The 15156-nt window shown below is 62.4% G+C and carries 14 protein-coding genes and 1 tRNA gene; 8 read left to right on the top strand and 7 right to left on the bottom strand.

From position 1 onward, the window contains the following. The first annotated feature begins 204 nt into the window (after nucleotides 1–204). Together ACQZ2L_RS21040 and ACQZ2L_RS21035 are read left to right on the top strand one after the other, a co-directional pair. Nucleotides 205–726 carry an ankyrin repeat domain-containing protein gene (locus ACQZ2L_RS21040; protein WP_430327693.1) on the top strand — a complete coding sequence of 174 codons (522 nt, stop codon included), beginning with the start codon at nucleotides 205–207 and terminating at the stop codon, nucleotides 724–726. Nucleotides 727–973: 247 nt separating this feature from the next. Beyond that, nucleotides 974–1504 (top strand): hypothetical protein, encoded by a 531-nt coding sequence (locus tag ACQZ2L_RS21035; protein ID WP_101321590.1) that lies wholly within the window; start codon nucleotides 974–976, stop codon nucleotides 1502–1504. Between the two features lie 21 nt (nucleotides 1505–1525). On the opposite strand, the gene ACQZ2L_RS21030 is transcribed toward ACQZ2L_RS21035, so the two are convergent. After that, on the bottom strand, nucleotides 1526–2476 hold the full coding sequence (locus ACQZ2L_RS21030; protein WP_430327692.1) for a ZIP family metal transporter: 951 nt from the start codon (nucleotides 2474–2476) through the stop codon (nucleotides 1526–1528). Nucleotides 2477–2600: 124 nt separating this feature from the next. On the opposite strand from ACQZ2L_RS21030, the gene ACQZ2L_RS21025 reads away from it, so the two are divergent. The 4 genes from ACQZ2L_RS21025 to ACQZ2L_RS21010 all read left to right on the top strand — a co-directional run bounded on the left by ACQZ2L_RS21025 (nucleotide 2601) and on the right by ACQZ2L_RS21010 (nucleotide 5969). Further along, on the top strand, nucleotides 2601–2792 hold the full coding sequence (locus ACQZ2L_RS21025; protein WP_101321588.1) for a PLDc N-terminal domain-containing protein: 192 nt from the start codon (nucleotides 2601–2603) through the stop codon (nucleotides 2790–2792). Nucleotides 2793–2982: 190 nt separating this feature from the next. Beyond that, nucleotides 2983–5058, top strand: coding sequence for an LTA synthase family protein (locus tag ACQZ2L_RS21020; RefSeq protein ID WP_430327691.1), 2076 nt, complete (start codon nucleotides 2983–2985; stop codon nucleotides 5056–5058). A 147-nt stretch (nucleotides 5059–5205) separates the two neighbouring features. Next, nucleotides 5206–5460 carry a hypothetical protein gene (locus ACQZ2L_RS21015; protein WP_430327690.1) on the top strand — a complete coding sequence of 85 codons (255 nt, stop codon included), beginning with the start codon at nucleotides 5206–5208 and terminating at the stop codon, nucleotides 5458–5460. Nucleotides 5461–5636: 176 nt separating this feature from the next. After that, complete coding sequence (locus ACQZ2L_RS21010; protein WP_430327689.1) at nucleotides 5637–5969, top strand: ribonuclease E inhibitor RraB; 333 nt, start codon at nucleotides 5637–5639, stop codon at nucleotides 5967–5969. 48 nt (nucleotides 5970–6017) lie between these two features. Here ACQZ2L_RS21010 and ACQZ2L_RS21005 read toward each other — a convergent pair whose 3' ends face one another. Then, entirely contained in the window at nucleotides 6018–6818 is an 801-nt protein-coding gene (locus ACQZ2L_RS21005) for a c-type cytochrome (RefSeq protein ID WP_430327688.1), read from the bottom strand. A 527-nt stretch (nucleotides 6819–7345) separates the two neighbouring features. Between ACQZ2L_RS21005 and ACQZ2L_RS21000 the strand changes: the two genes are divergently transcribed. Next, nucleotides 7346–8083, top strand: a complete 738-nt coding sequence (locus ACQZ2L_RS21000; protein ID WP_103438161.1) for an amidotransferase — start codon at nucleotides 7346–7348, stop codon at nucleotides 8081–8083. A gap of 42 nt (nucleotides 8084–8125) precedes the next feature. On the opposite strand, the gene ACQZ2L_RS20995 is transcribed toward ACQZ2L_RS21000, so the two are convergent. Together ACQZ2L_RS20995 and ACQZ2L_RS20990 are read right to left on the bottom strand one after the other, a co-directional pair. Next, complete coding sequence (locus ACQZ2L_RS20995; protein WP_430327687.1) at nucleotides 8126–9097, bottom strand: magnesium and cobalt transport protein CorA; 972 nt, start codon at nucleotides 9095–9097, stop codon at nucleotides 8126–8128. 75 nt (nucleotides 9098–9172) lie between these two features. Further along, nucleotides 9173–9862 carry a crotonase/enoyl-CoA hydratase family protein gene (locus ACQZ2L_RS20990; RefSeq protein ID WP_430327686.1) on the bottom strand — a complete coding sequence of 230 codons (690 nt, stop codon included), beginning with the start codon at nucleotides 9860–9862 and terminating at the stop codon, nucleotides 9173–9175. 288 nt (nucleotides 9863–10150) lie between these two features. Here ACQZ2L_RS20990 and ACQZ2L_RS20985 point away from each other — a divergent pair. Further along, nucleotides 10151–10240 (top strand) — tRNA-Ser (locus tag ACQZ2L_RS20985). A gap of 365 nt (nucleotides 10241–10605) precedes the next feature. Here ACQZ2L_RS20985 and ACQZ2L_RS20980 read toward each other — a convergent pair. The 3 genes from ACQZ2L_RS20980 to ACQZ2L_RS20970 all read right to left on the bottom strand — a co-directional run bounded on the left by ACQZ2L_RS20980 (nucleotide 10606) and on the right by ACQZ2L_RS20970 (nucleotide 15155). Beyond that, nucleotides 10606–12732, bottom strand: a complete 2127-nt coding sequence (locus ACQZ2L_RS20980; RefSeq protein ID WP_430327685.1) for a TonB-dependent siderophore receptor — start codon at nucleotides 12730–12732, stop codon at nucleotides 10606–10608. Nucleotides 12733–12926: 194 nt separating this feature from the next. Beyond that, the gene (locus ACQZ2L_RS20975; RefSeq protein ID WP_430327684.1) at nucleotides 12927–14123 is read right to left on the bottom strand and encodes an MFS transporter; all 1197 of its coding nucleotides are present in this window, start codon (nucleotides 14121–14123) and stop codon (nucleotides 12927–12929) included. 282 nt (nucleotides 14124–14405) lie between these two features. Next, on the bottom strand, nucleotides 14406–15155 hold the full coding sequence (locus ACQZ2L_RS20970; RefSeq protein ID WP_430327683.1) for a 3-oxoacyl-ACP reductase family protein: 750 nt from the start codon (nucleotides 15153–15155) through the stop codon (nucleotides 14406–14408). Nucleotide 15156: the final 1 nt, after the last annotated feature.

Below are 15156 nucleotides of genomic sequence, written 5' to 3'. Positions count from 1 at the left end.
GCTTTGAAAAAAACCCCTTTAAAATCAGTAGCTTGAATCTATTATTGATTTTACGCCTCGTGCAGTGTGCAAGGTCATGCAATTTGCACAGTGCATTTTGCAAGGTCATAGCCGCAGCCTCTTGCCCCCATAGAATCTGAACCTTTGACCCACTGGCAGTGCCTGACCAACACTTGGGCCATCCATTTTGCCAGGAGGTTACAGATGTCCGACCAACAGCCCGCCACCATGAACGACGATGAAGCAGCCGCATTTGCCGAAGAGGTGTTCGACCGCGCCCGCCGTGGCGACGCCGACATGTTGGGGCGCCTGCTCGACAGCGGCCTGCCGGTCAACCTGCGTAATCACAAGGGCGATACCCTGCTGATGCTTGCCAGTTACCACGGCCATCATCAGGCCGTGCGCGTGCTGCTGGAACACGGCGCCGATCCGCTGCTTGCCAACGACAACGGCCAGTTGCCGATTGCTGGCGCGGCGTTCAAGGGTGACCTGCCGATGATCGAGCTGCTGATCGAGCATGGGGTACCGGTGGATGCCGCCGCTGCCGACGGGCGTACGGCGTTGATGCTGGCGGCAATGTTCAACCGCAGCGAAATTCTTGAGTTCCTGCTGGCCAAGGGCGCAGACCCGGTACGCCAGGATGTGCGCGGTGCCAACGCCCTGGCGGCAGCGCAGACCATGGGTGCGGTTGATACTGCAGCGCGCTTGCAGGCGCTCGCCGGTTAATCTTTGGGGGTTGGGCGAATGCTGGGGGCGCTGCGCGCCCTTTTCCGACCGGTCCGGCGCCCCGGCGAGGCCGCTCCTACAGGGGACCGCGTCCGCCAGACTGGTGCGGTCCCCTGTAGGAGCGGCCTTGTGTCGCGAAAGGGCTGCAAAGCAGCCCCAAAATTCCGAACCCTGCAAAAGCCATAAACCCGCGCCCCCAATTTCCCGCTATCCTTGGCGTCATTTTTTCACCTTGCAGAGCCCCCACATGAAAGACCAACTGCGCGAATTCATCAGCCTCATCGGTGCCGGCTGCATGCCCGATGACGAGATCGAGCGCATTGCCGACGAGGCCGCCCAGGCCTACGCCGACCCCGCCGCATTCCTCGCTGCCAATCCAGACATCAACTACGACGATAGCTACCCGATGCCGCTGGGCGAATGGATCGTGCTCGGCAGCTTGCCGGAGACGGTGGTATTCATCGGTGACAGCTACCAAGAGCTGTTCCAGGCGATCAGCGAGTCGTTCGACAGCAGCGTCGCCCTCAACCTCAAGCCCAAGCAACTGGCCAAGACCGAGGCGCTGACTGCGCTCAACCGCATTCAGGTGCAGATGGCTGCGTTGAACAAGGAAGCCGGTGGCTATGTACTGCTCAACTTCAGCCAGTTGCTGGACGAGGAGCTGCAGATGGTCATGGTGGGCCAGCATGACCTGGCGCGGGTGCTGGAATTGGGTCAGCAGCTCAACATCAAAGTCGAGCCTGCACTGGAAGCCTTGAAGGTCGCCGTCCACGTTTGAGCCGGGGAGCGCGCGCTGGGGTTATCCCAGCGCAGTATCGAGGAACATCATCACCGCAAAGCCGCCCATCAGACCCAGCGTTGCCGAAGTCTGGTGGCCGTTGCGGTGGGTCTCGGGGATCACTTCGTGTGACACCACAAAGATCATTGCGCCCGCCGCCAGGCCCATGCTGATCGGGTAGGCCAGGGCAAAGCCGGTGGAGATACCCAGGCCGATCACCGCGCCTAGCGGTTCCATCAAGCCGGAGCCCACGGCAACCAGCGCCGCCTTGAAGTTCGACAGCCCGGTCGCGCGCAGGGCGAGGGCGACTGCCAGGCCTTCGGGGATGTCCTGAATGGCAATGGCGCTGGTCAGCGGCAGGCCGACAGCCATGTCGCCATTGGTAAAGCTGACGCCGATGGCCATGCCCTCGGGCAGGTTGTGCAGGGTGATCGCCAGCACAAACAGCCACACCCGATTGATCCGCTCGGCCTCAGGCCCTTGCCGGCCGACCGTCTCGTGCTCATGCGGGGTGAAGCGGTCCAGACCGAGCATCAACAATACGCCCAGGCCCATGCCGACCACCACGGTCAACGCTGCTGCTGCGCCGTTGCCGGTAATCTCCCGGGCTGCTTCCAGCCCCGGCAGAATCAGCGAAAACGAACTGGCCGCGAGCATCATGCCGGCGGCAAAGCCGAGCATTACATCCTGGCTACGCGAGCTGACATCGCGCAGCACCACCGCCAACACCGCGCCCAGCGCCGTCGCGCCAAAGCCGGCGAGGCCGCCGAGCACGGCCAGGTGCAGGTTCTCCGAGTGATCGCCATTGACCGCATTCCACATGCTGGCGCCGAGCAAGCCGAGGATGGCCAGCAAGGCCAGCCCCAGGCCTGCGCTCAGCCACGGCGACGCCTGCGCATGCTGGCGCAGGCTACTGAACAGGCGGGAAACGGACGGACTGTCGACGGCGCTGTCGGTGTGAGCGGGGGGCATGCGAACCTCTGGGCAATGGATGAAGCAGTCTAAGCAGTGACCGCGCCTGCTCGCCAAGGATTCCCTTCTATCGACGTGATAGGCGACTATGCTCACCTGACATGACTTTATGGGGAGCACCTGCATGGGATCGACATTCAACGGCCTGATCGGCCTGATCATTCTTGCCCTGGATATCTGGGCGATCATCAACGTGGTCAAAAGCGGCGGGTCCACTGGCAGTAAACTGCTCTGGATTCTGCTGATTCTGGTACTGCCGGTAGTGGGCCTGATCATCTGGGCCATCGCCGGGCCGCGCGGTAACGTGCGCGTCTGACCTGATCGACCAGGACCAGCCCCGTGCCAGCGCGGGGCTGACTGCGCAGTCACTGCTTCGTGACACAATTTTCACACTGGATTAACCAGAATCCGCGCCGCACAATGCCGCGTTTGCCCTATTGCCACCACCGCTGGCAGGGCTTATGGGCGCTGTCGCCTTCCCGCAAACTCCTAGGATCTCCCCATTCATGGCTAACACGGATGCCTTGAAACAACGGGCTGTGCCGGTTCGTTCCGCGCCGACCCTGCAATCGCACCTGGCCTACACCTTGCTCTGCGGCCTGGTCATCATGCTGATGCTCAGTCTGGTACGCCTTGGCCTGCTGGTCTACAACAGCGACATGATCGGCGATACGCCGTATTCCACGGTCGCCGAGGGCTTCCTCAATGGCCTGCGCTTCGACCTGCGGGTGGTGGTGTACCTGAGCATACCGCTGCTGCTGGCGATCCTCAGCCCGGCCGCGATGGCAGCGCGTGGTGTATTCCGCGTGTGGCTGACGATCGCCTCGAGCGTGGTCATGTTCCTTGGTCTGATGGAGCTGGACTTCTATCGCGAGTTCCACCAGCGCCTCAACGGCCTGGTGTTCCAGTACGTCAAGGAAGACCCGAAAACCGTCCTGAGCATGCTCTGGTACGGCTTCCCGGTGGTGCGCTATCTGCTCGCCTGGGTGATCGGCACCTGGCTGCTGAGCCTGTTGTTCAAGGGCATCGACCGGCTGACCCGGCCTGCCAGCGGCACGCTGCACGGTAGCCCACGCCCGCCTGTGGCCTGGTATTACCGCCTGGCCGTATTCATGGTGATCCTGCTGATTGCCGTGATTGCCGCCCGTGGCACCCTGCGCCAAGGCCCGCCAATGCGCTGGGGCGACGCCTTCACCACCGACTCCAACTTCGTCAACCAGCTGGGCCTCAATGGCACCCTGACCCTGATCGACGCAGCCAAGAGCCGCTTCGGTGAAGACCGCGCCAATGTCTGGAAGCCAGTGCTCGATCAGCAAGTGGCACAGCAAGCGGTGCGTGAGCTGCTGCTGACGCCGCACGACACCCTGGTCGATGCCGACGAAGCCGCGATCCGCCGTGATTTCGTACCGCCAGCCGAGCGCACCCTGCCGATCAAGAACGTGGTGGTGATCCTGATGGAGAGCTTCGCCGGTCACTCGGTGGGCGCGCTGGGCAGCCCCAACAACATCACGCCGTACTTCGACAAGCTGGCCAAGGAGGGTCTGCTGTTCGACCGCTTCTTCTCCAATGGCACCCATACCCACCAGGGCATGTTTGCCACCATGGCGTGCTTCCCCAACCTGCCGGGCTTCGAATACCTGATGCAGACCCCTGAAGGCGGCCACAAACTGTCCGGCCTGCCAGCGCTGCTCAGTGCCCGCGACTATGACGATGTGTACGTCTACAACGGCGACTTTGCCTGGGACAACCAGTCCGGTTTCTTCGGCAACCAGGGCATGACCACCTTCATCGGCCGTAACGACTTCGTCAATCCAGTGTTCTCCGACCCGACCTGGGGTGTGTCCGACCAGGACATGTTCGACCGTGGCGCGGAGGAGTTGGCGAAAAACTACGGCAAGAAACCGTTCTACGCCTTGCTGCAGACGCTTTCCAACCACACCCCGTATGCGCTGCCCAAAGACCTGCCGGTGGAGCCAGTGACCGGCCAGGGCCGTCTCGACGAGCACTTGACCGCCATGCGTTATTCCGACTGGGCGCTGGGCCAGTTCTTCGAGAAGGCGCGTAAAGAGCCGTACTTCAAGGAAACCCTGTTCGTCATCGTCGGCGACCACGGCTTTGGTAACCATCAGCAGGTCACCGAGCTCGATCTGGGCCGCTTCAACGTGCCGCTGTTGCTGATCGGCCCGGGCATTCAGGAGAAGTTCGGTGCGGTCGATCACACCGTCGGTACCCAGGTCGACATCGTGCCGACCATCATGGGCCGGCTGGGTGGTCAGACCCGTCATCAGTGCTGGGGCCGTGACCTGCTCAACCTGCCGGAAGGCGACCAGGGCGTGGGCATGATCAAACCGTCGGGCAGCGAGCAGATCGTTGGCCTGGTGAAGGGTGACCGGATTTTGATCGAGTCCAAGGACATGACCCCGCGCATGTACCGCTACCAGCTGGGCAGCGAGTTCAAGGCCGAACTGATCGAAAGCCCGGATCAGCCCGAACTGCTGAAAAACCTTGAAGCCTACATCCAGACGGCTACCAAGAGCCTGCTCGACAACACTGCAGGCGTGGTCCACGGCACGCCCAAATAGGGCGCGCTGAGGCACTGTGAAGGGCTCGTCGGGTAACCGGCGGGCCCTTTTTCATGGGCGCCTGGCGAGCGCGCTGAACAACTCCTGCGGCCAGTGGTCAAGCTAGAACGGATGTCAGTCAATTCCGTATCCACCGAGGGTTATTCGATGAAAGAGTGGGAAGTCATCTTTGCCGACCAGAAAGGTGAACCGACGATGCTGCTGCTTACCGGCGATCAGCGTCCCAGTGATGAAGAGGCGGCACGCGCAATACGCACCAAGTTATTTCCGCTTTTAAATGAACTGGATTTGAATGACTTCCAGGACCGTAGCGACTCGCCGACGGCGCGCTGGCTCAAGGAGCAGAACGGCGTAATCATCAGCGACATCCGCGAACGGCCTCGAGCAGCCCCTCTGGCGTAGTGCTGCGATAAGCACTACGCTAGTCTCACGCATCGGCCTCTTCTGCGGGCCGACGCGGTTTTTCTTCGCGTCTTGCATCAGCTCGATCAGCTCGGCTTGTTTGCGGCCTTTACAGGCGCCGGCAAGTGCGTAGTGCACGGAAAGTCTATCCATTGCATTATTCAGGAGGACGATTCATGAGCAGCCAGAACGACGACATCAGCAGCAATGTCCTGCGCCAGATGAAAGCTGGCGGTTTTGACTTCACCCAGGTCCATCCCATCGAGTTCTATGCGGTATTTCCAGATGAAAGCGGTGCCCGCCAGGCGGCCGGGCGGTTTCGTGGCGAGTCGTTGAATGCTCAGGTACGAGAACGTGATGATGGCGGCTGGAACCTTGAGTTGAGCAAGATCATGTATGCAACCTACCGCGGCATCGGTGCCTTCGAAGAGGCCTTCGAGGGGGTGGTTTCGCCCCTCGGTGGCGAAGTCGAAGGCTGGGGCGTCAAGCACGAGCGGCAAACCGCTTAAGTGCCATCGTCATTCGCGAGTGCGCTCGCGAATGGCTCTACCTGCGGCTCACCCTTTGCGCTTGCTCATATGCGCCAGATACGCCAGCAGCGCGTCCAGTTCCTGTTCACTCAATACACTTTCGGCAAAGCCAGGCATTTTTGCCTGCGACCACTGGCGCAAGCTTTGTGGGTCGCGGATGTACTTGCGCAAAAACGCCGGCTGAAAGTACTCGGTAGGGTTGTACGGGCGATTCAGATCCGGGCCGAACTGCGCGTCACCGGCACCATTGAGGCGGTGGCAGGCCATGCAGTTCTGTTGGTACAGGACAAAACCTTGGCGTACCGGGTCGTCACCGGCAAGGCTAGCTTCGGGCAGCAGTGCCGGGAAGCGTTGCTCGACCGCTGCCAGGCGGCGAATGGTGGCGATCTGAAAGGGCCATTGCTCAGGGCGGATGGCACTGGCCTCAGGGTTGGTCCAGACCAGATAGAACGGCCCGGCGCTCGGTTTGTCTTTGCCCAGTGCCGGCCATGGCCTGGCGCTGTCCTCTACCGCCAGCCACGCCTGTGCGGGGCCATTGGCTAACAGCGGCGCAGCCGGCATCTCGGCAGCAAAGCCATCCAGCGCAATGGCCTGCAGGTGTTCGCCTGGCTGCACGCCCTCGAGCAACACAGCCAAGGGCACGGCGCGGTAGTGCATGGGCCGCTTGTAGGCGACGTCTGCCGGGATGTCGATATCGCGTGCCTGCGGATGGGCAAGCAGCTCGGCAGTTTGCCAATGGCGCGTGCGCTCACCCAGCTCAAGGTTCAGCTGCCCCGCAGCCACGGGCAGGCTGAGCAGCAGCGCCAGCAGGGCGAAGGTGATGCGCATAGGTAATCTCCAACCGGTGAGATCGGCAGATTACCTATGCAGTGTCTGAAATAGCCACACAAGCTGTCAGCCAAACAGCCGAGAAAGGTTCGGCAAGATCAGCAGCAAGGTGGTAGCGAACAGTATGAGTCCGGCTTGGCGTACTTTTGATTGTCTGAACATGGCGGACCGCCTTCTTGTTGTTATTCCTGAATAGCCGTTGGCTTCCCTTTGCCGGGTCGGGTCGATCACAGCGGCGTGGCCACACGCCGGTTCTGCTGGCCTCTTGCTTTTGGGTATACATCCAACAGTAGGGTGTAGGTTATGCATGTTTGAGAACCCTTTGTTCTAAATGCGGGCTTTGTCATTCAAGTTTAATTTAAGGCCACTTGCCAGCAGCCCGATACCTCTGGGCTAGACCGCTGCGCGCCGGGGGTTACCAAGGGTGACACCCCTTACCGTTCGTCAGTACAGCCTACTTGCTTGTACGTGTCTTTCGCGGCAGTCTCTACAGCCAAACCCTCCATGTGTCGTTCAGGACTATCGCTATGTCGTTACGCATCTGCATCCTTGAAACCGACGTCCTGCGGCCTGAGCTGACGGCGCAGTACCAGGGTTACGGCAGGATGTTCGAGCAGCTGTTCTTGCGTCAGTCGGTCAACCAGGCCGAGTTTCGTGTGTACAACGTGATGAACGGCGACTATCCCCCCGAGGGCGAGCGCTTCGATGCGTATCTGGTGACCGGCAGCAAGGCCGACTCATTCGGCGATGATCCGTGGATTCAGACCCTCAAGGCGTACCTGCTCAAGCTGTATGAGCGTGGCGACAAGCTGCTCGGTGTGTGTTTCGGTCACCAACTGCTGGCGTTGGTGCTCGGCGGCAAGGCCGAGCGCGCCGACCGTGGCTGGGGCGTGGGCGTGCACCGCTACACCCTGGCTGCGCATGCGCCATGGATGGACCCGCAGGTGACCGAGTTGACCCTGCTGATCAGCCACCAGGATCAGGTTACGCAACTGCCCAAAGGTGCCACGGTGATCGCGTCGAGCGATTTCTGCCCGAACGCTGCCTACCATGTGGGCGATCAGGTGCTGTGCTTCCAGGGCCACCCTGAGTTTGTCCATGACTACTCGCGGGCGCTGCTCGATGCCCGTCAGGAGCACTTGGGTGATGAGGTTTACCAGCGTGCCATTGCCAGCCTCAAGCTTGAGCATCAAGGCGATCTGGTTGGTGAGTGGATGCTGCGCTTTGTCGCACACGCGCCGAGCGCCAAGGAAAGCGCCGCCTGAGGCAGCTGTCAGGAGTCGCCAGGGCGGCTCCTGAGTTTCCCGCTACAACCAACCCGACCGCTTGAAGCTGGCGAACAGCCCGGTGCAGCCCAGACCAATCACGCCGAGTACGGCAAAGTAGCCGTAGTGCCAGCTAAGCTCTGGCATGTTCTGAAAGTTCATCCCATAGATACCGGCAATCGCCGTCGGGAATGCCAGGATCGCTGCCCAGGCGGCGAACTTGCGCTGAGTGATGCTCTGGCGTGACGACTCCAGCAGCATGCCGATCTCGATGGTCTGGCTGGCGATATCGCGAATGCTCACCAGGTCTTCCATCTGCCGGGTGACGTGGATCTGCACGTCGCGAAAATACGGGCGCATGTTCTTGTCGATGAAGGGGAAGCTCAGCCGCTGCAGCTCCTCGCTGATTTCCACCATCGGCGCCACGTAGCGGCGCAGGCGCAGGATGTCGCGGCGCAGGCTGTGCAGGCGGCGGATGTCGTCTTCCATCAGCGAACTGCTGAGCACGCTTTGTTCCAGCTCTTCGATCTCGCCGTGGATCGCTTCGCTGACCGGCTGGTAGTTCTCGGTGACGAAATCGAGCAGGGCATACAGCACGAAGTCCTCACCGTGCTCCAGCAGCAACGGCCGGGCTTCGCAGCGCTGGCGCACCAGTGCGTAGGATTTGGAGTGGCCGTTGCGGCAGGTGATGATGTAGCCGTTGCCGGCAAAGATGTGCGTTTCGATGAACTCCAGCTTGCCGTTCTGCCGCACCGGCGAGTAGGTGACGATGAACAGCGCATCGCCGAAGGTTTCCAGCTTGGGCCGGCTGTGTTTCTCCAGCGCGTCCTCGATGGCCAGTTCATGCAGGTTGAACTGGCACTGCAGGCTGGCGAGCTCCTCGGCGCTGGGCGCTTCCAGGCCGATCCAGACGAAGTGGCCGGGCTTTTTCGCCCACTCGCTGCCCTCGTCGATGCTGATGTTGGTGACCTTTCTCCCGGCGCTGTATACCGCCGCTGCGACGACTCGACCCATGGCTGTCCGCTTGTTCGGTTGACTATGTCGGACAGCTTGGTCGGTCTGCGCCGCGCAGGCAACCTCGGCGCCGGCTCAGAGGGCAAAGTCCTGGTCGAGGATGATCGCTTCGTCGAGCGCTTCGAGCAGCGCCTTGCGCACTTTCAGCTTGGTTTTCTTGTGCGCATTCATGTTCAGTTTTTTCAACGCCTGGGCTGCACTCGTGGCTGCTTCAAGCAATTGCTCGGCAGGCACTACCGCATCGAGGAAGCCTGCTTCACGGGCGGCCTGAGGGTCGAACATCTCGGCGTTGATCACCGAGCGGTGGAAGGCGGAGCGGCGCAGGCGGTCGCGGGCCAGTTCGATGCCGGCGTGGTGCATGGTCATGCCGATGGCGACTTCATTGAGACCGATCTTGTACGGGCCTTCGACGCCGATACGGTAATCGGCCGACAGCAGCAGGAACGCACCCTTGGCCACGGCATGGCCGGGGCAGGCGACGATCACCGGGAATGGGTGCGCGAGCAGGCGGCGGGCCAAGGTCGAACCTGCGGTCACCAGCGAGACCGCCTGCTGTGGGCCAGAGGTCATTACCTTCAGGTCGTAGCCGCCGGAGAGAATGCCGGGCTGGCCGGTGATGATCACCACGGCGCGCTCCACTGCAGCACGATCAAGCGCGGCGTTGAACTCGGTGATCAGGTCTGGCGAGATGGCGTTGACCTTGCCGTTGTTCAGGGTCAAGGTGGCGATGCCGTCTTCGGCGTGGTAAGTGATCAGCTCGCTCATGGCAGAGTCCTTTAGGTGGCGTGGCGATGACGTTACCCAGCGCGGCTGCGCAGGTAAAGTAGCAAGGCTGACTGGCCAGTCAGCTGCAGCCACGGCGGCCACGGGTTGCGGGCACGGTCGGGGTTGCCTGGGAAAAGCACCGGGTACAATGGCAGCTTTGCCATCGGCCCCTGCAGCGATCCTCAGGTTTGCTTAAGCGCATGAAAATTCTGAAAAAAGCGCTTGCCAATAAGCGACTCTTCGACTAAATTAGCGCGCCTCGACAGGCTGAATAGCTTGAAGAGAAACGGTGAAGTGTCCGAGTGGTCGAAGGAGCACGCCTGGAAAGTGTGTATACGAGAAATCGTATCAAGGGTTCAAATCCCTTCTTCACCGCCACATTCTACGAGAAGCCCTCGAACTGAAAAGTTCGGGGGTTTTTTGTTTCTGCACCATCTGATTCCTCTGGGGGGCGGACGGTTAGAAGGGCTTGCACAGCGGGTTCGAGATTTATGCCTCACCATTAGATTGCCGGGGCTGCTGCGCAGCCCTTTCGCGACGCAAGGCCGCTCCTACCAAAAGCCATGCACGAGCGGCAGATATGTGGTGTGCAGACACCACGCAACTTCGCCATGCGTGGTCCCCCGTAGGAGCGGCCTTGTGTCGCGAAAGGCCCGCGCAGCGGGCCCGGCGATGTCGACGGCGAAGCTGACATTCCGTGGCCGCTGATAAATATCACGCCCTCGAAATCTCAGCCGCCTCGCCTAAAAGCTCACCGAAACCGACAACCGAGCCGTACGCGGGGCGCCCTGGAACAGGTAGTTGTCGCCCAGGTAATCACCAGTGTCGCGCCAGTAGCGTTTGTCGAACAGGTTGTCGACGGTCAGGCGCAGCACTGTGTCATAGCCGCCAATGGCCATACGGTAGCGGCTGCCGAGATCGAACACGGTGTAGCCGCCGACTTCGACGTTACCGGCCTGGCTGGCGTACTTGCTGGCGCTGTAACGAGCGCCGCCGAGCAGGGCCAGGCCAGGCACCGGCAGGGTGTATTCGGCGTGCAGCGCGGCGCGCACCTTCGGCACGTTGATCGCCTGGTGGCCCTCGTAGGCCTCGGTGCCGCTGTCTTCGACTCGCGCGCGAATCGCGGCGACGCTGGCCTGAAGCTGCAACTTCGATGTGGCCCAACCGCTGGCGCCGAGCTCCAGACCGGTGTTCTTCTGCTGACCTTGCTGGACGTAGGTGAAGCCACCGTCATCGGGGCGAGCGTACTGATACGCTTGGCGGATCTGGAACAGCGCAGCGCTGAAGCTCACGCCTTGCCAGTCATGCTTGATGCCCAGTTCCAGTTGCCGTGACAGCGTCGGGGCGAGGATTTCACCGAGATTGCTGGTGAACCACGGCGCCGTACCTCCGGCCGACAGACCTTTGGAGTAGCTGGCGTAAACGGTGGTGTCAGGCTGCGGCTTGTAGATCAGCGCAGCATTTGGCAGCAGCTGATACTGCTGCGTGTGGCGGCCAGCAATGCCGGTCTCGTCCCAGGTTTTCTCATCCAGACGCACTTCGCGGGCGCCGAGCACGGTTTGCCATTGCCCGTTGAAGCTGATGCGGTCACTGAAAAATACCCCGTATTGGCGGCTGTCGAGCCGGCGCTCGCTGTCGCCAACGGCCTTGCTCGACGGATCCAGCGGCGGCGCACCGGTGTAGATATTGCCGCTGCCGAGCCATTCGTTGTAGTACGGGCGTTGGTCTAGAGTACGCCGTTGCGCACTGGCGCCCACGGTCAATTCATGCCCCAGGCCAAGGGCATTGAAGCGCCCATTGAGCGTTGCCTGCGTCTCATCAGTGCGTCGGGTGTCGTCCGGGCTGCGGTAGTCGTAAATGTCGTAGTCGCCATTGCCGGCAAAGAACGCGCCTTCGCTCGAGCCCCAGGCAAACGCACTGTAATCGTCGATCACCACCTTGCTGCGCGAAGCACTCAGCGTGCCGCTCCAGTCGTCATTGAAGCGGTACTCGAAGCGCCCGCCAAGGTTCAGTGAATCGTTCTGCACAGGCTTTGCCCACTGCTGATAAGCCAGGCGATCACTCGGGTCCACCCCATGCGGCACGGCGCTACCGCCAAGCAGCTGATAACCCGGCACGGAGCGCTGCTCGCGGTGCTGATACTCGGCATCCAGCTGCAAGGTCGCGTTGCTGCTGATCTGCCAATCAAACGCCAACGAGGCGAAGTCACGCTTGCCGTCGGCGTGGTCGACATACGAGCGAATGTCCTCATGGGCGAGGTTGGCGCGCAGGCCGAACTGGCGCTCGTTGCCGAACCAGCCGCCAACGTCAGTGGCCAGATAGCGCTCGCCGTGTTCGTTGGTCGAGACGCTGACACTGCGCACATCGGCGGCCCTCTTGGTCACGTAGTTGACCAGGCCGCCTGGCTCGGAGACGCCGCTCTGCAAGCCGGACAAGCCCTTGAGCAGCTCCACCTGCTGCTTGTTCTCCAGAGCGACGTTCTGCTCGCCGGCGATGGTCTGGCCATTGATCTTGTAGCTGCTGGCAGCATTGAGCTCGAAGCCGCGCACGTTGAAGTTTTCGTAGTAGCCGATCGGCGCGTAGCTCTCGCCCACCGAGGCATCGCTTTGCAGTACTTCGCTGAGCTTGCGCACCTGACGGTCTTCCAGCAGTTGCTGGCTGAACACGCTGATCGAGGCCGGGGTGTCGAGCAGTGCCGCTGGCTGCCAGCCGCCGACCTGCGCCTGGCGCACCTGATAACCGTCGCTGGCGGAGACATCGGTCACCTGCAACGGCGCCAGAATCACACCGTCAGCCAAGGCCTGGCCACCGTGCAGAGCAAGGCCAAGGCTGAGCAGGCTCAGGGGCAGGCGAGGGCGAAGCGAGGTCATGCAGGGCTCCTTGAAAAACGCGCGCGTGGCACCGCTGCGCCGAGGGCAGCAGGGGCGTGGCAAAGGCAGTTGGCAGCCTGCTGGTGTTGCGCCAGGCAGGCGAAAAAGGGGCGCCATGGTAGCAGGCGCAGCAGCGCCGGGCGCCGCTATTTCAGAGGCGCCCGTTCAGAGAAACGATTGAGCTGACAGATAATTCAGCTCGCGGCAACCGAGGGGCGCGGCGGCTGCAGCTTGCGCTCGGCCAGAACCCACACCAGCAAGGCCAGCGTGCCGATCAGGAGTCCGGCGACGACGATGGCTTTCCAGCCGCTGTATTCGAACAACTGCGTACCGAGCAATGAGCCCAGTGCGCCGCCAATGAAGTAGCAGGTAATGTACCCCGCGTTGAGCCGGGTGCGCGCCTCGGGGCGCAGGCTGATCACGGCGTTCTGGTTGCTGACATGTACCAGCTGCCCCGCCAGATCAAGCAGCAACACACCGATCAGCAGGGCCACCAGCGACTGTTCGGCAAAACCCAGTGGCAGCCACGACAGCACCAGCGCACTCAGGCCCACGGTAGTGCCCAGGGCACCCTTGCCGCGGTCGGCCAGGCGCCCGGCCCAGTTCGCTGCCAGGGCACCGGCCGCCCCGGCCAGGCCAAACAGGCCGATGGCCGCCTCGCCATAGTGGTAGGGCTCGCGCACCAGCAAAAACGCCAGTGGGGTCCAGAACAACGCAAACAGGCTGAACGCCAACAGCCCCAGTAACGAGCGCAGGCGCAGCACCGGCTCTTCGGCGAACAGGCGGAACACCGAGCCGATCAGCGCCGGGTATTTCAGGCCAGCATGGCTCTTGTGCTGCGGCAGGCTGCGGTACAGCGCAATGGCGCTGATCGCCATCAACACTGCCGCCAGCACATAGATGCTGCGCCAGCCGCCCAGCTCAGCCATGAAACCCGCGGCGGTGCGCGCCAGCAGGATCCCCAGCAACAGCCCGCTCATCAAGGTGCCGACCGCGCGGCCGCGTTGTTCGGGGGCGGTCAGGCTGGCGGCCATCGGCACCAGAATCTGCGCTACCACCGAAAACAGCCCGGTCAACGTGGTGCCGACCAGCAACCAGGCCAGGTTCGGGGCGCAGGCGCTGATGACCAGGCCGACCGTGGCGATGGCGATCATGCACACGATCAGCCGCCGTTGCTCGAACATGTCGCCCAGCGGCGCCAGCAGGAGCAGGCCGGCGCCGTAGCTGAGCTGCGCAGCGATGACGATGGTGCCGGCGCTGGCCGTGCTCAGGCCAAACTGCTCGGCGATGCTGTGCAGCAAAGGTTGCGCGTAATAGTTGCTGGCAACGGCCAGGCCGGTGGCGGTCGCCATCAGCAGGATCAGGGCGCGACTCAAGGTCGGGGAGGGCATGGCAGGTCCTTTGCTGGCAGTTAAAAGTACATTGAGTATTGGTGTGGGGTGGGGGCAGACACCAATTCAATTCGTGCATGGTAGCGATTACCGGCGGCGCCCGTCGCGCTTTGCGCTGCAGCTCGACACCATCCAGCAATGCTGGGGGCGCTGCGCACCCCTTTCGCGACACAAGGCCGCTCCTACGGGGACCGCGTTCATCCAAGCGGAGGCGGTCCCTGTAGGAGCGGCCTTGCCGGGACGCCGGACCGGTCGGAAAGGGCCGCAAAGCGGCCCCGAAACTCAGGCCGAGAAGCCGCCGTCCACGGTTAAGCTGGCGCCGGTGATGTAGCCCGCTTCGGGACCGGCGAGATAGGCGACAAAGCTGGCGATTTCCTCGGCGTGGCCATAACGGCCGACGGCCATCAGCGGGATCAGGCTGTCGGCAAAGTCGCCATCGGCCGGGTTCATGTCGGTATCTACTGGCCCTGGCTGCACGTTGTTGACGGTCACGCCTTGCGGGCCGAGGTCGCGTGCCAGGCCTTTGGTCAGGCCAACCAGCGCTGACTTGCTCATGGCATACGGGGCGCCGCCGGCAAACGGCATGCGCTCGGCATTGGTGCTGCCGATATTGATGATCCGACCGCCCTGGCCCAGGTGCGGCGCTGCAGCCTGACTGGCGACGAACACGCTGCGCACGTTGACCGCGAGCATGCGGTCGAACTCGGCCAGATCGAACTCGGCGACGGGTGCAACGGCCAGCACGCCGGCGTTGTTGACCAGAATATCCAGCCGGCCGAATGCCTCTACGGTGTTCTGTACCGCTTGCTGGACGGCGCTGGCATCGGCGCTGTCTGCGCGCAGCGCCAAGGCTTTACCGCCGGCGGCGCTGATCTCATCCGCCAGGGCCTGGGCAGGCCCGGCGGAGCTGACGTAGGTGAAGGCAACCTGTGCGCCTTGCAGCGCCAGGCAGCGCACGATGGCAGCGCCGATGCCACGCGAACCGCCTTGGACCAAGGCGACTTTGCCGGTGAGGGTGAGGGAACTGGACATG

Source organism: Pseudomonas shirazensis (genome assembly GCF_050496565.1).
Lineage (GTDB): Bacteria > Pseudomonadota > Gammaproteobacteria > Pseudomonadales > Pseudomonadaceae > Aquipseudomonas > Aquipseudomonas shirazensis_A.
This window is presented reverse-complemented; position numbering and strand designations above follow the sequence as displayed.